Genomic DNA, 25,001 nt, shown 5'->3' on the forward strand with positions numbered 1-25,001 from the left:
TCTGGCAGGATATAAAACGATACTCAAGGGATAAGCGTACGCTTCGGCGGCTCCGTGCTTTCTCTAAGGACCTGCGAGGCTTTATCAACCAGACGATAGCGCAGTTTATCACGAGATAATCCTAATAGCTGGGCGGCATGAACTTGATTGCCGCCACTGCGCTTGAGTGCCTCCTGGATAAAGGTCTGTTCAATTGTCCCAAGTAGAGCCGGCAAGTTAATGCCATTGTCGGGAAACTGTAATTTTTGTAGGATTTCAGTGACCTGCTGCGCAGTATTTGGCGCTGCTGGCATGGCACGCTGGATATCTAGTGGCTGGATTATCTGATCAGTACAGAGAATACTACAGCGTTCCAAGACATTTTGTAGTTCCCGGACATTTCCAGGCCAGGTATGACGTACCAACAACTCCAATGCCTCATCGCTGATACGAAATGGTAGGCCACGACGCTTCTCCTCACGCTGTAGGAAGTGCGCAACAAGCAGAGGAATATCCTCGCGTCGCTCACGTAGCGGGGGCATCAGGATGGGGAATACACTGAGGCGATAAAACAGGTCATTACGAAACGTTTTCATGGCAACGGCAGACTGCAAATCGATATTGGTGGCGGAAATGATGCGCAGATCGACATGCAGTTCTTTAGTACCACCAACACGTCGGAAGTTTCGTGCCTCCAGGAAACGCAGTAACTTTGACTGCAAAACCAATGGCATGGAACCAATCTCATCCAGGAAGAGGGTCCCTCGATGGGCACGCGTCAGAAGCCCATCGCGCGAGACTTTAGCATCCGTGTAGGCGCCAGCCTCTACACCAAAAAGTTCTGTTTCTAACAATGGCTCGGGAATCGCGGCACAGTTGATGGGGACAAACACTCCAGTAGGAGATGACGCATGACCTAATTCGTGAATTGCACGGGCAATCACGTCTTTCCCAGTGCCGCTCTCGCCCTGAATCAGGACGGTGGACCCTGGATGGGAAGCAATCTGACGAGCCGCAGCGATCACATTAAGGAGCGCCTGGCTGCGCCCAATCAGCATGCCCCCTATAGGATCATCTGACGGCAGTGTCGTCACCGCATGGGCAAGCTGACTCTTTTCTATTGGTAACACTACAACCCCTCCACATAACCTGGATCATTTAGCTCACATATGATACCTGACCGCCTAGTATCCATTTCCGGCTGGCGCATAATTTCCGGGTGGGGAATAAGAGAGTGGACCACTTGATTGCAATGGCTGCATAGGCTGTGGAGTCGTCACCCATCCTCTTCCAGGCACAAAAGTCGCTCCATTGCCCCCATTTCCCCACTGGGATTCGGTCTCTACACTGTTGCTTCCCCGAGGTCCTGCAACATCAGATCCTGGGACGACAGGCATTGAGGCCGACCAGGGTGAGGCCGGAGTAGAAGCATAGCCAGGAGCAACATACCCATTACCCAGGCCAGAAGCCGCCAGTTCACGTGATACAGGCGAGGGCTCCGCCGGCGAGTTCTCACTGGGCAAGGAAGCCATAATCAGTCCTTCAGCGATCAATTCACCGACAATAGGACAAACAATCTCTGGCACAGAACCAAGTTGCTGGCAGATAGTTATAAGCGGAGTGCGACCATCTACCCGCACCAGCACACACCATTGATCCGGGGTCAATTGCACCTGCGGATTTGCATCGCGATACTCTGAAAGATCCTGTGGTAGTAAGACCATGTCGGGCTGCATAAATGATGTGTCGATACGCCTGGGTGGCACAGGATTCATAACTGGCACTGGTTGGAACGCCGGGGCACCGCCCTGCTCATTTGCATCTCCCCCGCCAAATAAAGATGGAAAACCGGAATCAGTTTGCGATGGCGCAATATCAGCAAAGGCGGAAGAAATATCAGCGTATTCCGCCACATCAGCGACTGCTGGTGGCTGTGGCTCTTCTTTAAATACCGGAGCCAGCGACTCGGTGGATGGAAATGAGGTTGCGAAGGATGATACAGCAAAAGATGAATCATCCAAAAATTGCGAAGCACTCATCAAAGTTGGGACCCTGGCCACATCGGGCGATGGTGTGGAGGGTGTCAACGGCGTCATAGGTACCTGTGAATTGTCCTGTACCTTTGGGTTACGCTGCATAGAGGAGGGCACAGGTTGTACAGGTAGGACAGGGGTAGAGGCAATAGATGTATAGACCGCTGGAGTAGTAACTGGCTGGGATGCGGTACGCGCGTTGGCAGCCGTGGCGGATTCTAGCAAGTCTGAGATAGACATCGAAACCAGCAGACGATCAGTCGGCGCATCCCTATGCTCATCAAAATAAATTTCACCGGTATTCCAGATCAGAAGGACCTTAAAGACATCAGTGGTTTTATTGATGGTCCAGGATCGTAATTCATCCCGGCTGACATAACGTTGCTCCATCAAAACGCGCGCAGCCTGTGGCTCACTAAGTGTAGGATCTGTCACGATACGCGCAGCTTGCTGAAATGTCGCTTGCGAAATAATGCCGTCTTGTAAAAGACGCTCACCAAGTGTTGCATTTGTACGGAGCGGTCCCACACACAATAGGCGACCATCGCGGATATAGAACTCAATCCATTGCGCGCCTTGTCGAATTGTTAGCAGGCCGGTCTTCTCATGTCGCTCAATGCGTTGTAACACATTGGCTAAACTGAATTGCTCTAATGTACCTATCAGTGACACAATACTTCACCGTCCGTCCAGAGAACGACTCTCATCTTGCTATGCTTCCAACTGCTTCATTCGCTGAAATTTCTTTCGGGATACATAGACTACAGCGCATGAGAGTCAACTACTACTTTTGACATTCCATACCAATCTGTGTGGACAGAATAGATTCCCCTAAAGCTCCTTGAGATTGGCTGGTAGCATGGATAGCGGCCAGATACAACAGGGGCAGACACGATATCCCTGGCACGTGTGGGGCAAAAGCTCTTAAAGACAAATCTAGAGCAGACATATATACTATCTGCTCTAGCACGGAAGGAGAGGGATTCGAACCCCCGGGGCTCATCACCCAGCTGTTTTCAAGACAGCCGCAATAGTCCACTCTGCCATCCTTCCGCAGATAATATATCACAACTGTCCCGACTTGTGAAGGGGTTTTTTTGCAATTTTTAGCGAATTTCGTAACATCTCTAAAAATTGCTGCTCCCTTGCCTGGCCCGTACCGTCTAAAGCTTTTTCCCACCTGCAGCGAGAGAATGAGTCTTCCTTCTGGTACCTCCTGCTTGTACGCGTTATCAGGTAATAAATATATTGTACCTCTTACTAATTACTACGTAGAAGAAACTAGTAGAGATGCGCCGATATAGGGACGCAATACTTTTGGTATAACAACCGAACCATCAGCTTGTTGATAGTGCTCCAGAATTGCCGCCATAGTCCGCCCCACAGCCAAACCAGATCCGTTCAGGGTATGGACATAGCTGGTCCTGTTATTGGGACCATGGCGATACTTGATATTGGCTCGCCGCGCTTGAAAGGCTTCGCAGTTGCTCACAGATGAAACTTCTATATAATCGTTTATACCAGGCATCCAGACTTCAAGATCGTAGGTTTTGGCGGCGGAAAATGGGAGATGCGCGGTATTGAGGCTGGTAACGCGATATGGTAACTCTAACAATTGTAAGATGGCTTCCGCATGCTGCACCATGTCTATGAGTGTCGCATAGGATTTTTGTGGCTCGGAATATTGAAAAAGTTCAACCTTATTAAACTGGTGTAAACGCAGTAAGCCTCTTGTATGACGCGAGGCAGAGCCAGTCTCACGACGAAAGGCGGTCGTCCACGCGACGTAGCGCAAAGGCAAAAGGTCAAGCGCCAGGATTGTGTTGCTATGCATACCAACCAATGGCACTTCAGCCGTTGGATTGAGATAGAGTGCGTCTTCAGTACAACTATACGTCTGGTCTTCAAACTTGGGGAGCTGACCAGCGCCCACCATAACTGAACGCTTCACGAGTTGCGGCGGCATGATCTCTGTATAGCCGTGATCACGGGTGTGGACATCCAGCATCAACGAGATAAGGGCGCGCTCCATCCGGGCACCAGCACCTTTTAAAAGCACAAACCGGCTACCAGCTATACGTGCGCCCATTTCCGCATCGATGATCTTCAGCTGCTCACCTAATACCCAATGTGGCAGTAACTCAAAGTGCAGATGCCGAGGATCAAGGGGTTCTCCCCATTGATGCATGGTGTCATCCACAGAGTTCGCAGTGCCAACCGGAACACTCTCATGAGGTATATTAGGAAGCATCAACAGCAGCATCTGTAAACGTGTGTCCAGATCAGCTTTCTGGAGCTCTAGCTTACTGATCTCCTCAGTAAGAGTTTTGATCTGACTATTGACATTGAAACGCTGATCTTGCGGCAAGGTACGTACAACCTCTTTCTGCTGCTTCAAGGTCGCATACAAGCCGTCTCGCTGCGCAATTAGACCGCGACGCTGCTCGGCTAAACGCAGTATCTCATCTATATCGCGCACATCAGCACGCTTTTGTAGCGCATCACGGACAATGTCAGGATGCTGGCAAATAAAATCCAAACTCAGCATATGTTTTAGTATAGCATAGGGCATAAGATTTATCTGTTTTATGGTACTGTTGATCCTCTCTCACGGGTATTACAGGCTCGTTTGTTTGCGTCCAAGCTTCAGAAAAACATACAATGGCTAGAATAGTGTTTAAATTCTGCTCTCATCGTGGAACAGACAATCAGCCGCACTCGGACCCTGAAGGGCCCATGCTTCTTTTACCTGTGGTGTTAAATCGTGCGCATTGCGCACGATTTAACACCACAGGTAAAAATGTTGGAGTGCCAGAGGTGCGCAGGTAAAAATGTTGGAGCGCCAGAGGTGCGAAGACAGCAATCGACGTACCATGGATTTCGTGGGAATCAGACACTTATCAGAAGAACACATCTATTCTGTCCTGATTAAGAAGAGGATAATTTGCATGAGTCAATCAGTACAATTGCTTTGCTCGACTGGAGTTTTTAGCCGCTATCCCGATCTGACTGGTTATGGCGCTATCATTAAATATGGTCCCTTGTTAGATGTCGATGGCTTTGAGGTCATGTTCTATCCTTCATGGTATGCACAGATTGAGGAGATCGCGAAGGAACTGACAGGTACCGGATTGCGCTTTCCAGCGATGCATACGGAAAAAGCTATTGGTACAGCTCTGGGTCAGCCAGATCTGGCTGAACGCGAACGGGGAGTGGAGTTGTTGGCCGAGAACTGCCGTCTGGCTAGTCTACTGGGCTGTAAAATCCTGGTATTGCATTTATGGAACTGGCCTGAGCTTGATGATAATCTGGACAATAATTTGTCGCTCCTGCGACAGTGCTATGACGTTGCCGAACGCCATGGTATTGAGTTAGCCCTGGAGAGTATCCCTGGTCGCCATTTTGATCCATTGACCAATCTACAGCGTGCCCTTGAACATGAACCGCGTAGTCACTTTGGACTGGATACAGAGTTCCTTGCCAACTACCAGCAGCTCGACACTGTATTTGCCACCCCCTGGCTATGGCAGGACCAGCGTACCAACCATGTCCACATTAAAGACTCAAACGGACAACCATTTGTGAATGGTAAGCGCCGCTATCTGCATCCTGGCGAAGGCCATATCGATTTTGAACGCTTTTTTAGCCAGCTACAAGCCAAAAACTTTAGCGGTAACATCAGCCTCGAATCACCTGCCCTCACCATAGACAACGAAGTCCATATGCAACAACTCCACGATAGCCTGAATCAGATTCGCCAGCACCTCTGGTAATATCTCTTCTTCATCAATAACCATCTATCACTAACGCCATATGTATGGGAGGTATGTTTGGCGCGCGGACATGGTCGCGCACCAAACATACCTCCCATGGCTTTCTAAATTCGCAAGTAATGGACAGCTCATTGCTGTTTTTTAGCACCACCGGAGGATACCATACTATGGAATCAACATACTCAGCCGCAAGAAGTTCTCAACCAGTATCTGCGCGTGGCTCGCATAAGTAGGATAGAGCTCAACCGCCTCTCGCTCTACTTTCTCATATTGCTCGATGCCATATGCGGCTATGAATTCCTGTTTCAAGGCAGGATCATGCAGCCATTGATCCAGCATCTCTTCTGTAAGCTCGATATGATACTGCAACCCATACGCTGAATTGAGATAGCGAAATCCCTGATTCGCGCCATCCTCATGATGCGCCAGCGAGACCGCTCCATGTGGCAACTCGAAACAATCTTCATGCCATTGAAATGCCTGTTGATGACCTGGCAGGCCGTGATACAGTGGATCTTTCTGACCAGCCTCTGTGAACTCTATGCCCAAAAAACCGATATGCTCTTTCGGCAACTTGCGAACCGGTGCTTTAAACGTATTTGCCAGTAACTGCCCACCCAGGCACATACCCAGATACGGGACACGATCCTTAATCGCTCTATGAATGTAGATTTCTTCGTGAACAGAGTAGGGATAGTGGGACTTATCATACAGGTGCTGGGTCCCGCCCAGCACAATGATAGCCCCATAAGCAGCCGGATCGGGCAAGGCGTCCTGCCCGACATGAATCAAATCATAGGGAATCATATGTTCGTCCAGAAGATTCCCAACCCGTCCCGGTGGGTTCTCGCGAAAATGTTGCAGCACAAGCACGTGCTTCTTATCAGGCATAACGTTGTTCCTTCACCTGTTAGAGATGCGCAAAATGCGATCCCTGCTCTTTCTTAACGTGTCCTGGCTGTGACGCGAAGTAGTGCAACGCGTTACGTACATCGCGCAACAGGATATGCGCCATATCACGACTAAAGCCCTCTTTTACTACGATGCGCTGGACAACGAGGTCCTCACAATTCTTCGGCATGGCGTAGGCAGGCACCTGCCAGCCGGTGTAGCGAAGCCGATCAGATAGATCGAACAGGGTAAAGTTGGTCTCCTCTTTCAACTTCCAGGCAAACACGGGGAGCTGGCTCCCATCTGAAATCAATTCGAATGGACCCATCTTCGCGATCTCGCTAGAGAGATATAAGGCGGTATCATGGCACGCTTGCTGAATACGCGTATAGCCCTCTTTCCCCAGGCGGAGAAAATTATAGTATTGCGCCACGATCTGGTTGCCTGGACGTGAGAAATTCAGCGTAAACGTTGGCATCTCACCACCAAGGTAATTCACCTTAAAAACCAGCTCTTCCGGTAAGACCTCCTGGTTACGCCAGATGGCCCAACCAACCCCGGGATAGACAAGACCATACTTATGACCGGACGCGTTAATCGACACCACGCGATTGACACGAAAATCCCATTCCAGGTCGGGTTGAATAAATGGAGCCACAAAACCACCGCTCGCGGCATCAACGTGGATAGGGATATCCAGTCCCTTCTCGGCCTGTAGCTGGTCCAGTGCCGCACTTATTGCCTTGATCGGTTCATAACTACCATCAAAGGTGCTACCGAGAATAGTAATCACGCCAATGGTGTTCTCGTCGCAATACTTGCCGACTTCGTCTGCTGTCAGATGGTAGCAACCTGGCTCCATAGGCACATAGCGCGGCTCGACCTCCCAGTAACGGGCGAACTTCTCCCAGCATACCTGGACATTGATACCCATGACGAGGTTCGGTTTATCCGTAGCATTCCCGGCCGCTCGCATACGCGCTCGCCAGTGCCATTTGAGCGCCATACCACATAGCATCGCAGCCTCACTTGACCCGATTGTCGAGGCCCCAATCGCGTCATCATCTTCTTTAGCGTTCCACAGGCGCGCAAGAATATTGATGCAACGTTTCTCAATTTCGGCGGTCTGAGGATACTCATCCTTATCAATCATATTCTTATCGAAGGTATCTATCATCAACTGACGCGCCTCTGGCTCCATCCAGGTGGTCACGAACGTCGCAAGATTTAGACGCGAATTACCATCAAGCATTAACTCATCGTGGATGAGGGTATATGCCGTACGGGGTAGCATCTCATGCTCTGGCAATTCATAGCGTGGCACGCTCTCATTTAAGAAACGCGTTCCATACGTGGGTGTCAGATCGGTCTCGTTGTCCCGATCATGCTCCTGCGCATTCACTTTTTTCGACAACATTGCAATTTCCTCGCTATAAAATATATTTAAAAGATATGTTCTCGTTTGTATAGAGACTCACAAAAGTAAGCCTCACAATATAGACGCGTGAGAATGCAACGTGGTTATGCAGCATAAAAGTTAAGCGGAGTTTTCGGATATGCCTCCTCCTCCCAGGGCTTTTTCATTTTCAGCTGGGAGTAACTGTCAGGCAAATCATATACAGAGTATTTCTGGTGTGGTGTGTGTTCTGTGGGTGGCCGCGGCCGCCCACAGAACACACACCACACCAGACTCCGGCGCCGTAGGCGCCAGGAAGACGAAAATGAAAAAGCCCTGTCCTCCTCCAACAAAAGCTTGACTTTGTTCTGTTGATCAGGTAATATTTTTATGTTATGAGAAACGAAACAATTTGCCGCGCCGAGCAAGATAAAATTGCTCAGTTTCTGGCTTACCACTACTCCTATCAAGCCATCACACATGTGCGCGCCGCATAAGCCTGGACATTTGCTTATGCGGTGGAAAGCAGTGCTGATGTCGTGAATGACGTACGCTCACTCATCGTGAGTTGTAGGTTTGTTTCTTCTTTTCTGTACTCCTCTTCTACCTGATCAGTGAAGCTACGCTGATTCTATCATCGTCCCTTCTTCCCTCTGCAGCCAATGGCCAGGTTCTCTCCCCTACCTTGATGCTGTCCAATGTATACCCAATCATTGTATGCAGCCCACCCTATCCTTATGTGTGCTGCTCCGCTGGATCAGAAGGAAGATACACGATGTTATTAGTACAATTCTCCAAAGTCAGCAAGGATTATGCTGGCAATGCGGTCTTCGATCAATTGGATTTAGAGGTTCTCACCGGTGAACGAATTGGTCTGGTAGGCGAAAATGGCTGTGGAAAATCGACCCTACTACGCTTAATGGCCGATCTGGATAGTCCCACCGAAGGCACGATCTCACGCAAACGGCGCCTGACAATAGGACATCTCTCGCAAGAAGTTGATCCACGCCAATATACAAAAACGATCTTTGAGGTAGTGCAAGAGGTCTCAGACGAATTTACCGCTCATCTTCACTATCAACAACAACTTGAAAAACAAATGGCCGATCCGGCCATCGCCAGTGATGCGGATGCGCTTGAAAAGGTGCTGGATGCCTATGGCAAGGCACAAGAACGCTTTGAAGCGCTCGGCGGCTATATGGTTGAGCACAAAGCGAAGGCCGTCCTGACCGGTCTGGGTCTGGACGACAGTTACTATGACCAGAAGATTGGCTCGCTAAGTGGCGGTGAGAAAAAGCTGGTTAATCTGGCCAGAATCCTGGTGCAAACGCCTGACCTGCTTTTACTGGATGAGCCCGATAACCATCTGGATATGGAAGCCAAACGATGGCTTGAGGACTATATCCAGGACTATCCAGGCACGGTCGTGATCATTTCACACGATCGTCATCTACTGGATCATACAGTCAAAAAAATCTTCCAATTAGAGGATGGTTCGATCGATACGTATATAGGAAATTACACGACCTATGTAAAAGAGCGCCAGTTGCGCTTGCAGCAACGCTATGAATATTACCTGACTCAACAGGATGAGATCAAGCGCCTTGAGGCCAGTCTGGTACAGTTGCGCGAGTGGGCCAAATTGAATGATAAATTTGCTGGTCGCATGCATAATATGGAGAAACGCATCGCGCGTATTAAAGAGGATCTGGCCCAGAAACCGGTATTGGTGCGCAATAAGATGAAGGTACAATTGGATCCTGAGCGCAGCAGTAAAAAGGTATTGGAGATTAAAGGACTGGGAATATCGGTCCAGCAGCGCTTGCTCTGCAAACCATTTGATCTAACGATTATGCACGGCGAACGCATCGGAATTGTAGGTGCGAATGGGAGTGGCAAGTCCACTTTGCTCAAAACACTGCTGAACCTGCGCCCAATCCAACAGGGGCAGGTCAAGATTGGTCCGAGTATTATTCCCGGCTACTATTCCCAGGAACAGGAGACGCTACCATTTGAGCAGACACCAATCCAATTTGTGACACGCTTGAAAAATATGAGTGAGAGCAATGCGATTGCGCTATTGCATCGTTTACTCTTCTCGTATCGGGATATGTACAACACGATTGGAAATTTAAGCGGCGGCGAGAAGAGTCGGCTACAGATAGCACGCCTGATGCTCACTGACGCCAACTTTCTCTTGTTGGATGAGCCAACCAATAATCTGGATATTCCATCCGTGGAAGTACTGGAAACGGCACTACAGCAGTTCGATGGCACCCTGCTGATGATCTCGCACGACCGTTACTTTCTGGACAAACTGGCAACGAAAATTATCGCCATTGAAGACAATTGTACAGTTCGCATATATCCAGGCAACTACTCCTACTATAGTGAAAAGCTATTGTGTGTCTGATCAAAATATATAGCCCTCAAACAGGTTCTGAAACGCTACAATCTGAGCACAAATACAGCGTTTCAGAACCTGTTTTTTCCTTTGAATAGAAATTTAGTATATTTACACTAAATATAGTTACTTCTGCTTCTATAGTCCGTCAAAAATGATACAAAATATAATCTTTATGCAACCTGGCCCTTTAGTAGTGGTATTTTGTATCATTTCTAGGATTTTATTTTCTTTAGCAAGGATGTAACTTTATTTTATGATCTACAAACGTGGCACTGGCGATGCCATACTTCGCCTGATAGCATTTGCCATCTTGAGTAATACAGGCCGCATTATTACTGGTACCATCTTCATTATTATCGGACTTTTCTATGGCTTTAAGTCTCATATGGTTGTCTATCATTACAGGGATCTGCATGCATACACCATTTTTACAAGTACGCGAAGTACCAGATATTCATTCCAGGACCAGTACTCACAGAATATTTATCAAGCAGAATTGACTGAATTTACCTCTTATTTTTCAACAACGGATTTGCAAGATGCCACGCTTTCATTGGTATACAGTGATATAGATAGTTCTACAGCTAATGGTGGCAATGATCATCACATCCTACGATTGGCCATTACAGATCAAAATGGGAATCAGCTGAAAGCTTTTGAGACGTTTCAATATCAACAACACCCTAAAAGTTATTTTGAGAATGATTGGTCTGATGCAGGGATCATGCTTGGAATTGGGGGTGCCTTCTGGCTTGTGACCCTGCTACTCTGGTGGAGCATTCCAAAAGTAATCGCATGGCAAGAAAAACACCATCCCAAAGAATTCTCAGAGGTACAGATAGCCCATTTCTACAATCAACAAACCAGAAATCCGTGGTCATCGAGCAGACGTTCCAATCCGCCACCTGATTTTAGAGATCTGGCGCGCTAGGCACGAAGAATTGTATTTGGACGCTCAGGTATAATGCATTCCACTTTATCCCTTTACAGCCATTGAATATTAGGTAGATTTAGGCTACACTATAAACTGTTTGTACCAACATTTGTTGGGCCATTTTAGCGTAGAGAGGCTTCATGATTACCGTTATTAAGTTGGATCCACAGGGGATTGAGAAGATTCGCTATACGGGCACGGTACTTGAGCGTTCAGCACAGCGGGCAGTTGTTCTGGCCAACTGGGCGATGGAAACAAAAGATCTGGGCTACACCCGTTTTGAGAGTGGTGATCGTTTTGTGGAATACTACTATACGGATCGTTGGTTTAATATCTTCGATATCATTAATCAAGATGGTCAACGTAAAGGTTGGTACTGCAATGTTACCGAGCCTGCCCGGTTTCGCACAGGTCATATTGAACAGATAGATCTACTGCTGGATCTCTGGGTCGATGCAACGGGGAAGCCGCTCCTGCTTGATGAGGATGAATTCACGGCTACTTCGCAGCTAAGTACTGAACAGCGCCAGGGTGCGCAACACGGATTACAGATGTTGCTCCAGATGCTAGAAAAACGGCAAGAAGCTTTTTCTAGTCTGGTGGAGTTTTCGTAGCTTCAGGGCTCTTACCATGCCCCGGAAAGGACATATCTTGATGGAAAAATGGGACGCCAGGCCGCTCCAATCAACACATAATACACAATACGGTTGGAACGTTTTAGAGCTTGAGTCTCGTCAAAATCTTCACAGTAAGATACGCGAGTTAATTGATTTGACCCTTCATAGCCCCCTGTCAACCAGGGACATGCAACATTGCCTGCACCTCTGTCAGGCAGAATTTGGCAAGCTATTTGCCTTCCAGCTTGTCCGTTCACTCCAACGCACTGATGTAGATGAACGCGAAGCCGTTGTCTGGCTTATTACGCAACTTCAGGATCAGTATACCGTTCCTCTGCTCCAAAAGCTGTCACAGCAGCAACATCAATCCCGAGCTGTGCGCCTCTCGGCCTCGCTAGCACTGGCTGGCATGGGCGAAACAAAAGAAATGCAAACGACTCCACCCCCACGTCTGTATGCCATTAGTTGAGATCTACTGACAGGTAACCTCTGCAATTGTGCGTTGGATTGCGTAGCTTACGCAATCCAAGCCTCGATTTGTTTTGATGAGCTTTTTCTGAGCACAAAATGAAGCTAAAAAGCTAGACAATACGTACTAAAAACAATTGGAATAATCTAAACGAATCAACAAGGAGGTCACTAAAATGCACATAAGTTTTACTATTGTGGATTTAATTATCTGGTTTATTATTGCTATAGTTGGCGCTTTCATTGGAGAGGCTATTGCTCGCCGCCGGGCAGGTGATGGAATCATTGGAGCAACTATTATTGGCTTTATCGCCATGCTCGTTATTATCGGACTACTTGGATTGCATATTTCCAATGACGTCTATGTTGGCGGCGCACCGCTCTTTACTTCTTTGATCGTCGCAGCCATTGCGGTAGCTCTCTGGAGTGGACTGGCTTATCGCCGTGTTTATCGCCCCAGCTATGACCGCTACTATCGCCGCCGCGCTAGCTATGTTCGCCGCCCACGTCGTCGCCGTCGTTTTTTCTAAAATAGCTATAATCGCTTGCATAATGATACCGATACAGGAAAGATTGAGTTGTACTAATAATCATATGAAAATCTTATCACTCCTGTTGGTTCTACAAGAAAACGTCAGAAATCTGTTTCTGGCGTTTCTTTATTTTTTATCGTATACTTTATGTGGTATCCACCAGAATAAAGATTTATTTTCCCTGCATCCCCACTATTCAACGTAGTAGTTGCTTCGCTGATCCAGAATGACAGTGATGTCAGAAACTTGCACAAGGATCTCCGGTACGTTATGCTTTAAACAATATTTCTGTTTGAGGGAGAGACAAACAATTGGCTATGAAGATTGAGATTCCCCAACGTGGTGTCATTGAACTGCAGCATGCAGTCTTCGATGTAAATGGGACCCTCGCTGTCGATGGTGCAGCAATACCTGGAGCTAGCGATCGGCTCAAGACGTTATCAGAACACCTCTCGATTCATCTTATCACTTCAGGAACCCATGGCAAGCTGGCTGAACTTGAGCATACACTGGGCTTTCCTGTGCGTGAAATTCATCATGGCGATGAGAAGATGCGCTATGTGCAAAATTTAGTACCAGCAACGGTGGTTGCGTTTGGCAATGGTGTCAATGATGCGAGCATGTTACGCCTGGCTGTGATTGGTATCGCTGTTATTACGCCCGAAGGTGTGGCGACCCGCACAATGCAGGGGGCGGATGTCATTGCCTATGGACCATTAAATGCAATTGATCTGCTGCTGAAGCCAAATCGTCTGATTGCTACTTTACGTGGCTAGAATAGAATGCGTTTATGAAAGCGCGCTCAACCGACAACACTACCGAGCATGAAAACACCTCAGGCTCGTCTGGACAGGATCTTACCAACGCTTCTACCCAACGCACTGGCCTGCTCTATGTAGTTGTTGCTGTACTATTTTTCGCGACCAGCCCGGTATTTATCCGCTGGTCACAACCATTTCATGCGGTTGAGATTGCTTTCTGGCGACTGGCGATTGCGGCGCTACTGGTAACAGTCCTGGGATGGCTGACCCATCAAAGTATGCGCATCAATCGCCAGCAGCTTCCACGCTTTATCGGCTATGGACTGGTGACAGCACTGCATTTCTTTTTCTATATCGCGTCGCTAAACTATACAACCACAGCCCATAGCCTGGCGCTAACGTATACCTCACCCATCTTTGTTACGCTCTTCTCCTGGTTATTCTTGCGAGAAACGCTACCTGTACGCAAGCTGTTTGGCATACTAATAGCAGTCGTTGGTGTAGCGATTATGGCAGGCTTTGAGCCACACTATACCAGTTGTACGCTCAATGGACAGTGCATGATTCTAGGGGATGGTCTGGCTCTGCTATCAGGGCTGTGCTACGGTATCTACTCAATCATGGGCCGCAGTGAACGCGCACGCCATCCTTTATTTCGCTATACCAGCCATGTTTATGGTCTGGCTGCTCTCTGGCTACTGCCCATCACCCTATTCTTTGCCTTCAAACATCCTTACCCACTCCCTGCGCTTGGAGCGATTGCGGCCCTAGGCATCTTCCCGCTAGGGCTTGGACACACTTTATATAATGCAGCCCTGCGTAAAGTCCATGCTACCTATGCCAACCTGATTGCCACACAGGAGGTAACAATGGGCATTGCCTTGAGCGTCATATTTCTGCACGATATTCCCTCTCTAAGCACAATAATCGGCGTCCTGATAACATTAGGTGGCATTATCAGCGTGCTACTCTGATAGCCATCGGCTGATCTAAAGCGCAAGTCAGGCTAGATTTTTTGCTGTGACAGCTTCGGTAATCAGTATATAGCGGCTGTGACACTATTGTGATAGCAGCTAACTATCCTTTTTGTAAACTACTCTTTCTCTCATAAATGTGGGAAAGAGTAGCTACATAAATACCACCAGCTCTCCACACTATTATTTCTTCATGGCAATGCGTTATAGAGGGGATGGATTGATGAATAATTTAGGCCAATTTCTCAAGGAATATGCTCACCAACATAACGCACGCATTGCCTATGAAGTGAAACGCGACTTTCGCACAAAAAAATTCAGCTTCGCGGATATCTACTCCCTGTCCTTAAAAACTGCGACTTTCTTGCAAGCACATAAGCTCAAAAAAGGCGATACAGTAGCGATCTGGTCAGTAAACATGCCTGAATATCCAATCCTCTATTTCGCCTGCTGGCTCCTGGGAATTGTAGCTGTCCCCATTGATATGCGCACAACAGAAGAAACACTCCAGCTTTTTGTCACTACCTCACGCTGTAAACTGGGTTTTAAAAGCAAGCTCCTGGCAGGCAGTTTTCCTGATACAGTTACACAGAGTTACGATCTTGAAGATCTCCTTGAACACGTCCAGCCATTACCTGAACTTGACGAGTTTCCTGAAATTTGTCCCGCTGATCTTGCAGAAATCTCCTTTACCTCTGGTACTACGGGCACTCCAAAGGGAGTATTGCTAAGCCACGAGAATTTTTTAGCTAATGTGAACGCGCTGTGCCAGACATTTCCATTTAAAGCAGAATACAGAATGTTGTCGCTATTACCACTTTCGCATGCCTTTGAGCAGGTGGTTGATTTTTTGGCTGTGTTTCAAAGAGGAGATACGGTGACCTATCTGGAACGCATCAATCAGGTGACCATTATCGATGCGCTGCGCAAACATAGGATTACCTCGGTAGCCATTGTCCCTCAATTACTACAACTACTGATGACGGGAATAGAACGCGAGATAGAGAAAAAAGGACGAAAATATATCTGGTCGAAGCTCCAGGCTATTGCTGCGTTTCTTCCTCGCTGGATGAGAAGAAGGATCTTTTATCAAATGCGCCAGCGCATAGGAAAACATCTCCAATTCTTCGGCTGTGGTTCTGCTCCTCTGAACAACAAACTGGCTCAAAAGTGGGAACATACTGGCATCGAGATTTACGAAGGCTATGGAGCCACAGAAACCACGGCGATTTTGACCATTAATACTCCCACAGCCAGGCGTTTGGGATCAGTGGGAAAGCCGTTACCAGGCATACACATACAGCTCGATCCTATCACACATGAAATTATCGCCAGCGGTCCCAATATTTCCAGTGGCTATTTTCAAGATATGGCAAAGACGCAGCAAGCCTTCTGTAACAGTTGGTACAGGACAGGAGATATTGGCAGGTTCGATGCCGAGGGATATCTGTATATCACTGGCCGAGAGGCATTGAGAATTGTTTTGCCTGGAGGTGAGAAGGTCTATCCGGAAGATATCGAGAATAAATTGAATGCGCATCCACTTGTACGCGAAGCCTGTGTGGTTGGGATAAAAAAAGAGGAAGGAGAAAGGGTGCATGCAGCTGTACTCACAAAATATCCCCAGAAGCTCAATGAGATTATACGTCAAGTGAATCAGCAGCTTTCTTCGCATGAACAAATACTGGCATGGACTGCCTGGGAACATGATGATTTTCCGCGCACGCCGATTTTAAAGATTGATCGAGCCAAAGTTGCTGCGATCCTTGCAGGACATGCAGAGAAGATTGTAGTGGTCGAGGTAGCCAAAAATGTTACTCTCCGCTCACTCATAGCACAGGTCAAGAAAATCCCAATTTCACGGATTAAAGACACAGATCTTTTGGCAACCGATCTGGCCTTAGATTCATTACAGCGGGTGGAACTTTTCTCTTTAATCGAGCAAGAATTAGGAGTGGCGATTAAAGAAACAGGCATTACTGAACAGACCACGGTCACACAATTAAGGGATCTGATTAAAAATGCGGAAACTGTTTCTGAGGCTCTGCCATTTCATGCATTCAATTACCATCCACTGATTGTAAAAGCACGAGTCTTTCTGCAAAATATACTGGTATTTCCACTCCACGCGCTTTTTGTTCCTCTGGAAATTAGCGGAAAAGAAAATCTGCCTGGTTTAGACCTACCAGCCGTTTTTTATTTTAACCATATGGGGGTAATGGATGCGGTGTGCGCGGTACGTGCATTACCAATAGCTATTCGTCAGAAGCTGGTGATAGCCGCCACTCGCGCTTTATGGAGCGATTGGAGACAATTTTTTGTCGAATTTTGGGGTAGTGGATTTCCTTTTGATGCCAAACAGAATATCAAAGCTTCCCTTGAGCAGACAGGCGAATTTCTGGATAATGGCTTCTCCATCTTGATCGCGCCAGAAGGTGGTATTTCTCAGGATGGGACACTGCAACCATTTAAATCCGGCATCGGATTTATCGCCACCCACATGCATGTTCCAGTAGTGCCAATTAAAATTGATCCTGCCTATCGCGACATATTCCCCCCAATGGATGAAGCGCTACTCGAAAATCTTCCCAAATGCAGAAAAACTATCTGGGTAAAAATTGGCAAGCCGCTACGCTTCTCCAAACAAGTTCCCGTAGAATTAGCAACAAAGGAAATCCAACAAGCAATGATAATGCTATAGCCATTCTTTTCAGCTATCTTTGCTGAAAAGTTGGAGCGTCAAAGGATCAACGATCCAACCGTCTATGTCAAAGCCGCGGGGAATGCCATAATCCTGATGACGCTGAGTATATGACCATGCAGCCTGGATGGCACAGAGAAGGGCATCAAGCTGATCGGCCATAGGATCAACAATGAGCTGCTGGCATAGTTGGCTACTGATCTCAAGCTGGATGCCATAGGTGTCTTGTAAAGCGGGAGAACGAAGGCTCTGTAACAGCTCGGTGCGAGCTTGCTGAAGCTCGGCCGTTTGACGGGCTCGCTCATCACTTTTATAACTGCGCTTCCCAAGCCAGCGACGCGCTACCAGAGCCGGATAACCTTCGATGATCAAGCGACTGTCGGACCGAGGATAACATGGGAGAATACTGGCACCGGACCGCAAAAGTCTTGGGGCACCTTCATAAAACATTTTGCCGACCGGGATACGATACATCATCATTGGACTGATTGCATGTGCCAGTCTGTCAGCCAGACGTTGATGAAGCTTGTCTCCAGCTGGTCTTTCCTTGCTATAAGAAATCAAAAGCTGATTGAAAGTGGCTTTATCCATGTTGCTAACAACATCGACATAGCCAGACCAGTCGGTGGGCCAGTGTAAGTTTGTGATCAACTGGCGGGGTTGACCGAAAGGAAAATCACAGGCGAGTAACCAGGGTCCAGGCTGCTGGAGGAAGTCTTCAAACGCGCTAAATTGGGAGAAGAGCAGGCAATCTTCTACAATGAGTGTAGTAGCCTTTAGTTGACAGTGCATACAGGTAATCGGCTTGCGGCGGGAGGGGGCACTGGTAAAATCCAGACCAAAAATAGGAATCGCTTGCACATCTGTGCTCAACGGCGCTATACCCCTTTCCCTACCACACGCAAATAGCATAAAGAGCTAAAGAAATAAATATTACAATTGAGCCATCACATTCTTACTGATTGCGCGTAACGTGGCAAACACTCCACGCCCATCAGAAGCCACGGCTTCAAAGCTTGGAAAACGACGGCGATTCAGGTAATGTTCCAGAGCATTTACCGGCAGGGCATTCGGCATATCACGCTTGTTCCACTGGATGACCAGCGGGAAGTTCGCCATATTCTTCCCGATGCGGCGCATGTTCATTTCTAGCTCAGCTATACTTTGAACGTTTTCCTCGAACTTCTCAGCCTGAGAATCGACGACAAATACAATTCCGTCTGCGCCATTCAGAACAGCGAGACGGGTGCGTTCATATAAAACTTGCCCTGGTACAGTATAGAGATGGAAACGTGTACGGAAGCCGTGCACGGTCCCAAGGTCCAGAGGCAGGAAATCGAAGAACAGAGTACGCTCTGTCTCCGTGGCAATAGAGAGCATGTCACCCCTGGCATTGGGATTAATGCTCTTATGCACATGCTGCAAATTCGTTGTCTTCCCACAATATCCAATGCCGTAATACACAATCTTACAGTGGATCTCATGGGTAGCAATGTTGATGAGAGCCATAAGAGATAGGTTCCTCTAATCGCGGAAAAGCAGATCGATGGTATCTTCAACAGACGAGCGAAACTGAAGATTGAGCACCGAAGATTTTGTACGCGTTGTATCGCTACGCACACGCTCCAGGGTGCGTCCAAGTTCATCAGAAGCTTTTTTCGAAAGAACTTTAACCAGGCCGATATGCGTTAGCTTGTCAAAAATAATTACCAGAAGCCATTGCTCTTCGACCATGGTGGTGTAGATGTTTTCCTGCACCCCCTGCTGAAAGATATTGCGAAAGTCTTTTTCGTCAAGAAGTTTAGCAACCTCTCGTGATGATGAAAAAACACCTGCGAGCAGTGCTCCTAGTGTTGTTGCATTGCGACGTGTACCTGTTCCTTGCACGGCAACAACCTGGCCACTTTTATCGAGCAGCATGGCCGATGTGGCATTGGTATCATTCATCAACTTCAACAAGACAGCTGAAATTGTAGCAAGTTCGCGATCAGAAATGATAAGATTTGTTAATTGTTCCATGGACGCGCCGCCCTCCGTGTACACGTCTGGCATAAGGTATAATACACCATTTTATGTTGCGCTAAGCTATATCTAGAGCCTCAAGAATTTCGTTACGGCTCGCTTTAACCAGATGGCGTACGCGACCAATATTCGAGGCATTATCTGAGAGTGTGACCATTAAAGCAAAATCTCCCAGGGGATCAACACTCACTAAACCATTTTCATATTCCAAGAGCAACCCCACCGCACTTCCCCGCCCTATCTCTTGTCCCAATGCTTCAGCGGTACTAAAGCTTGTCGTTGTCACTGCACCTACCGCATCCATGTCCTCTTTGCCATCTCTCGTCATACCCTCGATCATAAGACCATCACGGCCAACGAGAATTGCTTGTCGGACACCTGGTATTGCTAAGAAGCGGCTCAGCATCTGTTTTAGATCAACCATTCTTCCCTCCACGTTGTGGTTGCGATCTTGTTCCTGGTAGTGAGTCTGGGACCCTTGTTATTCTAACTGATGTCCTATGCGAGCGCAATGCTTTGGGACATCTTGGCTAATGTCCATCAATCATGCTGACCCTGTGGAAAAGGCTTTATCTCGTCCTGCCCGCGATTCTTTTTTCTCACGTGCCAGACATACCAAACCATCTTTGCTGTACAATAAAGATACAATGGCAGACAAGCGTGCACGCCGCATACAGGCGGCTATGATAACAAGCACTAGTAGTCCAAGGAGCATTTATGGATGAACAACAGGCATTATGGATTCCTTCAAACAACTACTTTCCGAAGCGCGTTGGACATCGTCCCCGCTGGATAATCGTGCATGGTACCGCTGGTTTTACAAGCGCTGAAGAGGTTGGGAATTATTTCCAACAAGCTGATGTCAGCACCCATTACACAATTGGTCGCGATGGTGTCATTGTGCAATCGGTACGTGAACACGATGGTGCCTGGGGAAATGGCGGTGTCACTGAAGGTCATGATCACTGGTGGTCGCGCAGTCTCAATCCAAATAATGTGACGATCTCAATCGAACATGTCAAACCACATCGGGATAACTCGGATGAACTCACAGACATCCAAAAACTAGTGAGTTTCCAACTTATCCAGCGTATTTGTGATCGTCACCAGATTCCTAAGCGGAAGGCCGACGCCTCTGGTGGGATCACAGGACACTCTTCAATGGATCCTGTACACCGCAGTTTTTGCCCTGGCCCGTATCCCTGGGATGAACTCTTTGCGTTTCTGAGCTGTCCGAGCACGCTTAAATAGTACGTAAACAGAAGGGACGAGGCATCCAGTGGATGCCTCTCTTCCATCTTAGTAACTTAACGATTCTTAGTACCATAATTCGGGGCTTCTTTGGTGATCATGACATCATGTGGATGACTCTCACGTAGACCGGCATTGGTAATACGCGTAAACTGCGCATACTCCTGCATGTCCTTGATGGTGGCTGCACCAGCATAACCCATAGCCTGACGTAAGCCTCCTACCAGTTGATAAACGAGGGGTCCAAGCATACCTTTATAAGGGACGCGGGCCTCGATACCTTCGGCGATCAGTTCGCTTTCATCCACTTCACCCTGGAAGTAGCGATGTTTGCTGTAACTACGCTGTTTCATAGCACCAATTGATCCCATGCCACGGTAGTCTTTGAAGCGCTCACCACGTGAGATGATCAGTTCACCCGGGCTCTCATCAACACCGGCCAGCAGGCTACCTAACATAACGGTGTCAGAACCAGCAACAATAGCCTTGGCGATATCACCCGAATACTGGATACCACCATCACCGATGATCGGAATGTTATAGCGGCGAGCAACGGCGGCACAATCATAGATGGCTGTAATCTGGGCCATACCAACGCCTGAGATGATACGTGTGGTACAAATAGAGCCTGCACCAATACCAACCTTCACAGCATCAACACCAGCCTGGATCAAAGCCTCAGTAGCCTCGGCGGTCACGACATTACCAGCGACAAGCTGGACTTTTTTACCAAAACGATCGCTGATCTGGGCCACACGCTCAATAACCATTCGCGAATGTCCATGCGATGTATCTACAACAAGTGCATCAACACCCTCTTCAACCAAAGCGGCACAACGATCCAGCGAATCTGGACCAACACCGACGGCGGCGGCAACACGCAAACGGCCAAATTCATCTTTGGACGCATTTGGATACAGAATCTTTTTCTGAATATCCTTCATCGTGATCAGGCCTTTGAGCATGCCATTGTCGTCTACAACAGGAAGTTTTTCAACTTTGCTACGGTGGAGAATTTCGCGGGCCTGCTCCAGAGTTGTGCCAACAGGAACGGTTACCAGATTTTCGCGGGTCATAAGATCAACAATTGGACGCTCGGGATTGTTTTCGAAGCGCAGGTCACGGTTCGTGAGGATACCCACCAGCCTACCATGCTCAGTAATAGGAATACCAGAGATATGGAAGCGCTTCATAACCATTAACGCCTCACTCAAGGCGGCATCAGGTTCGAGCGTGATCGGATCAGTGATCATACCAGACTCAGAACGCTTAACTTTATCAACTTCTTGCGCCTGAAATTCAATGGATGCATTACTATGAATGACGCCAATACCACCTTCACGCGCCATAGCAATCGCCAGGCGAGCTTCGGTAACAGTATCCATAGCGGCACTAACAACAGGAATATTGAGACTAATCTCTCGCGTAAAACGTGTTTGGGTGGAGACTTCGCGGGGAAGAACAGAAGAGGCTGCTGGTATAATCAGCACATCATCAAATGTGAGGCCTTCTTTAGCAAACTTCTGGGCAAAGGAGTCCGGATTCTGTGCCAGAGACATGGTTTTAGACTTCCTCCTTAAAAAAACACCAGCACACATCAAAAAAACGTGTACTGGTCCTTCATTGGATTAAAAACAGGCTCACGCCTGGACAATTTATGAGACAAATCGATTTAAGAATTCCTGATAGTGTAACATCTAGCATTGGGCAGCGTCAAATAGATGCACTCACAATCACCTATTCTTACGAAATCTACGTTCTAGCATCTCTTTTTGGGAGGACCTTTGCGGATATAAGAAGGTGCATAACCAGGATGTCTTTCATAGAAACATATAAAAAAAGGTCCTCTCTTAATATAACAGAGAGGACCTTTTTTTTAATCCGTTACCGGTATGCCGGAACGCCAGCCTTTATTTATAAAGTACGGCGGCCGCGAGCACCCACCACCAGGTTGTAGATCAGAACAACAACGGCGATGACCAGCAGGATATGAATCAAAGCGCTGGAAACGTGCAGGACGACAAATCCAAGTAACCAGAGGACAACGAGGACGGCAACGACTGCCCAAAGAATACCAACCATGATATTATCTCCTTCGACAAATGGCTCAAAAAACAATAATACCTTTAGCGTCGGTCTATCAAGGAACGCTAATTATATAACTAGTATATATACGTATAGCTAACCAAAATAGATGTACTGAACCGGCGTGTGCATGGCGATATAATCAGGCACAAAACCAATCGCATTCACATGGGTTACATTGTGAAAAGGAGAGGGATTGGCTGGGCACACGTTCTGGAAATGCTATAGCTTGTCATCTTGCCAAAACTGCTGTACTTTATTAACAAAGGATTACTGGATTTCTTGTTTCCAGGTTCTGGATGGGATTTATTTTAGCTGGTGGCAAGGGATGACTTTAAGGATTAGTTTTAAAGAATGGTTTTATATATAAAGGAGTAACTCTTATGTCTGCTGATACGCAGACAACGGCAGCGGCGGCTAAGGCGGTTCTTGATGATCTGGCGGCCATTGTCGTTGAGAATTTTAGTAAAAGTTATGGCACGCACCGCGTGGTGGATAAGCTGTCATTTCATGTTCTACCCGGTGAGGTTTTGGCTCTGCTCGGTCCTAATGGTGCGGGTAAGACAACCACGGTCGAGACGCTGGAGGGCTATCGCTCTCCTGATATGGGAACAATTCGGGTGCTTGGACTTGATCCTGTTCGGCAGGCTGAGGAGTTAAAGCCACGAATTGGGGTAATGCTGCAACAGGATGGTCTGTATCCAGCCTTGACGGCTCGTGAGGTGCTGAGCCTCTTTGCGGGCTATTATGAGCAACCTCAGGATGTTGATGCCCTCCTTGAGCGTGTGGGACTAACCGATTCCGCTAAAACGCGCTGCCGCCGTTTGTCGGGTGGCCAGAAACGTCGGCTGGCACTGGCCGTGGCTCTGGTGGGTAATCCTGAATTGGTCTTCCTGGATGAGCCGACAGCAGGTATGGATCCCCAGGCTCGTCAGACAACATGGGAGATTGTACGCGAGCTAAAGCGTAATGGCGTGACGATCTTGCTGACAACCCATTTAATGGATGAAGCGGAGCGTCTGGCTGATCGAGTGGCGATTATCGATCATGGCCAGTTGATTGCCATGGATACGCCGGGAAATCTGACTGGTGGACAGAATGCGAATGTCGTGCGCTTTGTGGCGCCAGAAGGCCTGGATTGCCGGAAGCTAGCGGCATTGCCTGCCGCCAAGAAGGCTGAAGAGGTACGGGCAGGTAGCTATCTCATAGAGACTGACGATATTCCTACCTTGCTCGTCGAACTGACGACATGGCTACGGGATCAAGCTATTCCGCTATCGGAGCTACGGGTAGGCCATGGCTCTCTAGAAGATCTTTTCTTACGCTTAACTGGATCAGAGGTACGGGACTAACATGGCTACACAGACACCTTTAACAACTGAGTCGGCGCCACGGCGGAATACTCCGGCATCAGCGGGACGACAGATTCTTAAGCAGACGCAATATGAATTATTATTGACCAGCAGGCGCGGCGAGAATGTACTGGTCACCTTGATTATTCCTGTCATGCTCCTGATTTTCTTTGCTTCCCTCAATATTATTCCGGTCAAGCAGGGCGAGAGTAAGGCAACATCTCTATTGCCTGGCATCCTGGCAATCGCGATTATGGCAGCGGGCATGGTAAATCTGGGTATCGCTACCGCCTATGAACGCTACTATGGGGTACTCAAACGCCTGGGGAGCTCTCCACTATCGCGCAGTCGACTGATCATCGCCAAAATCATCTCAATTCTGGTATTGGAAATTGTCCAGGTATTACTCCTGATCGGGGTGGCCGTGGCTTTTTATGGCTGGCGTCCAGTCGGCTCACTGCCCTTTGCGCTACTCTCACTGGCCCTGGGAACCGTTACATTTTCAGCGCTTGGATTGGCTATGGCTGGTGCGTTACGCGCCGAAATGACACTGGCTGGTGCCAATGCGCTCTTCCTGGTCTTCATCCTGCTGGGTGGAGGCATCTTGCCACTGGAGCATCTACCCGCTCCAATCGCTGCAGTGGCACAACTTTTGCCAGCCTCAGCGCTCACGCAGGCGCTCCAACAGACCATGACAGCCGGGGGAACACTTCCAGTGTATCCTATGATACTGCTGGCAGTGTGGGCCGTAGTGATTCTGATTGTGGCAATGCGTACGTTTAAGTGGGAGTAACGAATCTTTTGTGTAGGATGAACGGGTAAGG

23 protein-coding genes and 1 tRNA gene are annotated in these 25,001 nt (G+C 48.0%); 12 read left to right on the forward strand and 12 right to left on the reverse strand.

Translation table 11 applies throughout. The annotated features are described in order from the left end of the window. Positions 1-23 precede the first annotated feature (23 nt). From EL633_RS04485 to serS, 4 genes are all read right to left on the reverse strand, one after another. On the reverse strand, positions 24-1,109 hold the full coding sequence (locus EL633_RS04485; RefSeq protein ID WP_126626042.1) for a sigma-54 interaction domain-containing protein: 1,086 nt from the start codon (positions 1,107-1,109) through the stop codon (positions 24-26). 54 nt (positions 1,110-1,163) lie between these two features. After that, a complete protein-coding gene (locus EL633_RS04490; protein WP_161981940.1) occupies positions 1,164-2,684 on the reverse strand; it encodes a DUF4388 domain-containing protein in 1,521 nt (506 codons plus the stop codon). Between the two features lie 297 nt (positions 2,685-2,981). Then, positions 2,982-3,065: transfer RNA gene (locus EL633_RS04495), tRNA-Ser, on the reverse strand. 214 nt (positions 3,066-3,279) lie between these two features. After that, positions 3,280-4,560, reverse strand: coding sequence for a serine--tRNA ligase (gene serS, locus EL633_RS04500; RefSeq protein ID WP_126629338.1), 1,281 nt, complete (start codon positions 4,558-4,560; stop codon positions 3,280-3,282). 400 nt (positions 4,561-4,960) lie between these two features. On the opposite strand from serS, the gene EL633_RS04505 reads away from it, so the two are divergent. Beyond that, positions 4,961-5,785, forward strand: a complete 825-nt coding sequence (locus tag EL633_RS04505; RefSeq protein ID WP_161981941.1) for a sugar phosphate isomerase/epimerase family protein — start codon at positions 4,961-4,963, stop codon at positions 5,783-5,785. 165 nt (positions 5,786-5,950) lie between these two features. On the opposite strand, the gene EL633_RS04510 is transcribed toward EL633_RS04505, so the two are convergent. Together EL633_RS04510 and gad are read right to left on the reverse strand one after the other, a co-directional pair. Further along, positions 5,951-6,676, reverse strand: coding sequence for a type 1 glutamine amidotransferase (locus EL633_RS04510; protein WP_126626045.1), 726 nt, complete (start codon positions 6,674-6,676; stop codon positions 5,951-5,953). A 19-nt stretch (positions 6,677-6,695) separates the two neighbouring features. Continuing rightward, positions 6,696-8,093 carry a glutamate decarboxylase gene (gene gad / locus EL633_RS04515; protein WP_126626046.1) on the reverse strand — a complete coding sequence of 466 codons (1,398 nt, stop codon included), beginning with the start codon at positions 8,091-8,093 and terminating at the stop codon, positions 6,696-6,698. A 754-nt stretch (positions 8,094-8,847) separates the two neighbouring features. Here gad and EL633_RS04520 point away from each other — a divergent pair. The 8 genes from EL633_RS04520 to EL633_RS04555 all read left to right on the forward strand — a co-directional run bounded on the left by EL633_RS04520 (position 8,848) and on the right by EL633_RS04555 (position 17,467). Further along, positions 8,848-10,485, forward strand: coding sequence for an ABC-F family ATP-binding cassette domain-containing protein (locus tag EL633_RS04520; RefSeq protein ID WP_161981942.1), 1,638 nt, complete (start codon positions 8,848-8,850; stop codon positions 10,483-10,485). 247 nt (positions 10,486-10,732) lie between these two features. Next, on the forward strand, positions 10,733-11,410 hold the full coding sequence (locus EL633_RS04525; RefSeq protein ID WP_126626048.1) for a hypothetical protein: 678 nt from the start codon (positions 10,733-10,735) through the stop codon (positions 11,408-11,410). Between the two features lie 143 nt (positions 11,411-11,553). Next, positions 11,554-12,027 (forward strand): ribonuclease FAU-1 family protein, encoded by a 474-nt coding sequence (locus EL633_RS04530; RefSeq protein WP_126626049.1) that lies wholly within the window; start codon positions 11,554-11,556, stop codon positions 12,025-12,027. A 40-nt stretch (positions 12,028-12,067) separates the two neighbouring features. Next, positions 12,068-12,499 (forward strand): HEAT repeat domain-containing protein, encoded by a 432-nt coding sequence (locus EL633_RS04535; RefSeq protein WP_126626050.1) that lies wholly within the window; start codon positions 12,068-12,070, stop codon positions 12,497-12,499. A gap of 175 nt (positions 12,500-12,674) precedes the next feature. After that, the gene (locus EL633_RS04540; protein ID WP_126626051.1) at positions 12,675-13,028 is read left to right on the forward strand and encodes a GlsB/YeaQ/YmgE family stress response membrane protein; all 354 of its coding nucleotides are present in this window, start codon (positions 12,675-12,677) and stop codon (positions 13,026-13,028) included. A gap of 314 nt (positions 13,029-13,342) precedes the next feature. Next, entirely contained in the window at positions 13,343-13,807 is a 465-nt protein-coding gene (locus EL633_RS04545) for an HAD family hydrolase (RefSeq protein ID WP_126626052.1), read from the forward strand. A 14-nt stretch (positions 13,808-13,821) separates the two neighbouring features. Continuing rightward, positions 13,822-14,766 carry a DMT family transporter gene (locus EL633_RS04550; protein ID WP_126626053.1) on the forward strand — a complete coding sequence of 315 codons (945 nt, stop codon included), beginning with the start codon at positions 13,822-13,824 and terminating at the stop codon, positions 14,764-14,766. A 223-nt stretch (positions 14,767-14,989) separates the two neighbouring features. Then, complete coding sequence (locus tag EL633_RS04555; protein WP_161981943.1) at positions 14,990-17,467, forward strand: AMP-binding protein; 2,478 nt, start codon at positions 14,990-14,992, stop codon at positions 17,465-17,467. Positions 17,468-17,476: 9 nt separating this feature from the next. On the opposite strand, the gene EL633_RS04560 is transcribed toward EL633_RS04555, so the two are convergent. The 4 genes from EL633_RS04560 to EL633_RS04575 all read right to left on the reverse strand — a co-directional run bounded on the left by EL633_RS04560 (position 17,477) and on the right by EL633_RS04575 (position 19,913). Continuing rightward, on the reverse strand, positions 17,477-18,340 hold the full coding sequence (locus tag EL633_RS04560; RefSeq protein ID WP_161981944.1) for a DUF429 domain-containing protein: 864 nt from the start codon (positions 18,338-18,340) through the stop codon (positions 17,477-17,479). Positions 18,341-18,400: 60 nt separating this feature from the next. Then, positions 18,401-18,976 carry a GTP-binding protein gene (locus EL633_RS04565; protein WP_126626056.1) on the reverse strand — a complete coding sequence of 192 codons (576 nt, stop codon included), beginning with the start codon at positions 18,974-18,976 and terminating at the stop codon, positions 18,401-18,403. A 15-nt stretch (positions 18,977-18,991) separates the two neighbouring features. After that, positions 18,992-19,486 (reverse strand): roadblock/LC7 domain-containing protein, encoded by a 495-nt coding sequence (locus tag EL633_RS04570; protein WP_126626057.1) that lies wholly within the window; start codon positions 19,484-19,486, stop codon positions 18,992-18,994. A 61-nt stretch (positions 19,487-19,547) separates the two neighbouring features. Continuing rightward, complete coding sequence (locus EL633_RS04575) at positions 19,548-19,913, reverse strand: roadblock/LC7 domain-containing protein (RefSeq protein ID WP_126626058.1); 366 nt, start codon at positions 19,911-19,913, stop codon at positions 19,548-19,550. 293 nt (positions 19,914-20,206) lie between these two features. Between EL633_RS04575 and EL633_RS04580 the strand changes: the two genes are divergently transcribed. Beyond that, complete coding sequence (locus tag EL633_RS04580; RefSeq protein WP_126626059.1) at positions 20,207-20,740, forward strand: N-acetylmuramoyl-L-alanine amidase; 534 nt, start codon at positions 20,207-20,209, stop codon at positions 20,738-20,740. Between the two features lie 56 nt (positions 20,741-20,796). Here the strand turns inward: EL633_RS04580 and guaB are convergent, their stop codons facing one another. Both guaB and EL633_RS04590 read right to left on the reverse strand, forming a co-directional pair. Then, positions 20,797-22,299: an IMP dehydrogenase gene (gene guaB / locus EL633_RS04585; RefSeq protein WP_126626060.1), complete on the reverse strand. Its 1,503-nt coding sequence runs from the start codon at positions 22,297-22,299 to the stop codon at positions 20,797-20,799. 355 nt (positions 22,300-22,654) lie between these two features. Continuing rightward, positions 22,655-22,822 (reverse strand): lmo0937 family membrane protein, encoded by a 168-nt coding sequence (locus EL633_RS04590; RefSeq protein WP_126626061.1) that lies wholly within the window; start codon positions 22,820-22,822, stop codon positions 22,655-22,657. 386 nt (positions 22,823-23,208) lie between these two features. On the opposite strand from EL633_RS04590, the gene EL633_RS04595 reads away from it, so the two are divergent. Continuing rightward, positions 23,209-24,177 carry an ABC transporter ATP-binding protein gene (locus tag EL633_RS04595; RefSeq protein WP_126626062.1) on the forward strand — a complete coding sequence of 323 codons (969 nt, stop codon included), beginning with the start codon at positions 23,209-23,211 and terminating at the stop codon, positions 24,175-24,177. 1 nt (position 24,178) lies between these two features. Further along, positions 24,179-24,970 carry an ABC transporter permease gene (locus EL633_RS04600; RefSeq protein WP_126626063.1) on the forward strand — a complete coding sequence of 264 codons (792 nt, stop codon included), beginning with the start codon at positions 24,179-24,181 and terminating at the stop codon, positions 24,968-24,970. The last annotated feature ends 31 nt before the right edge of the window (positions 24,971-25,001 follow it).

It is taken from the genome of Dictyobacter alpinus, from assembly GCF_003967575.1.
GTDB classification, from domain to species: Bacteria; Chloroflexota; Ktedonobacteria; order Ktedonobacterales; family Ktedonobacteraceae; genus Dictyobacter; species Dictyobacter alpinus.

Coding starts and splice junctions, on each gene's coding strand:
- serS (WP_126629338.1), bottom strand. CDS start 4,560: ATGCTGAGTTTGGATTTTATTTGCCAGCATCCTGACATTGTCCGTGAT.
- EL633_RS04505 (WP_161981941.1), top strand. CDS start 4,961: ATGAGTCAATCAGTACAATTGCTTTGCTCGACTGGAGTTTTTAGCCGC.
- EL633_RS04510 (WP_126626045.1), bottom strand. CDS start 6,676: ATGCCTGATAAGAAGCACGTGCTTGTGCTGCAACATTTTCGCGAGAAC.
- gad (WP_126626046.1), bottom strand. CDS start 8,093: ATGTTGTCGAAAAAAGTGAATGCGCAGGAGCATGATCGGGACAACGAG.
- EL633_RS04520 (WP_161981942.1), top strand. CDS start 8,848: ATGTTATTAGTACAATTCTCCAAAGTCAGCAAGGATTATGCTGGCAAT.
- EL633_RS04525 (WP_126626048.1), top strand. CDS start 10,733: ATGATCTACAAACGTGGCACTGGCGATGCCATACTTCGCCTGATAGCA.
- EL633_RS04530 (WP_126626049.1), top strand. CDS start 11,554: ATGATTACCGTTATTAAGTTGGATCCACAGGGGATTGAGAAGATTCGC.
- EL633_RS04535 (WP_126626050.1), top strand. CDS start 12,068: ATGGAAAAATGGGACGCCAGGCCGCTCCAATCAACACATAATACACAA.
- EL633_RS04540 (WP_126626051.1), top strand. CDS start 12,675: ATGCACATAAGTTTTACTATTGTGGATTTAATTATCTGGTTTATTATT.
- EL633_RS04550 (WP_126626053.1), top strand. CDS start 13,822: ATGAAAGCGCGCTCAACCGACAACACTACCGAGCATGAAAACACCTCA.
- EL633_RS04555 (WP_161981943.1), top strand. CDS start 14,990: ATGAATAATTTAGGCCAATTTCTCAAGGAATATGCTCACCAACATAAC.
- EL633_RS04565 (WP_126626056.1), bottom strand. CDS start 18,976: ATGGCTCTCATCAACATTGCTACCCATGAGATCCACTGTAAGATTGTG.
- EL633_RS04570 (WP_126626057.1), bottom strand. CDS start 19,486: ATGGAACAATTAACAAATCTTATCATTTCTGATCGCGAACTTGCTACA.
- EL633_RS04575 (WP_126626058.1), bottom strand. CDS start 19,913: ATGGTTGATCTAAAACAGATGCTGAGCCGCTTCTTAGCAATACCAGGT.
- EL633_RS04580 (WP_126626059.1), top strand. CDS start 20,207: ATGGATGAACAACAGGCATTATGGATTCCTTCAAACAACTACTTTCCG.
- guaB (WP_126626060.1), bottom strand. CDS start 22,299: ATGTCTCTGGCACAGAATCCGGACTCCTTTGCCCAGAAGTTTGCTAAA.
- EL633_RS04590 (WP_126626061.1), bottom strand. CDS start 22,822: ATGGTTGGTATTCTTTGGGCAGTCGTTGCCGTCCTCGTTGTCCTCTGG.
- EL633_RS04595 (WP_126626062.1), top strand. CDS start 23,209: ATGTCTGCTGATACGCAGACAACGGCAGCGGCGGCTAAGGCGGTTCTT.
- EL633_RS04600 (WP_126626063.1), top strand. CDS start 24,179: ATGGCTACACAGACACCTTTAACAACTGAGTCGGCGCCACGGCGGAAT.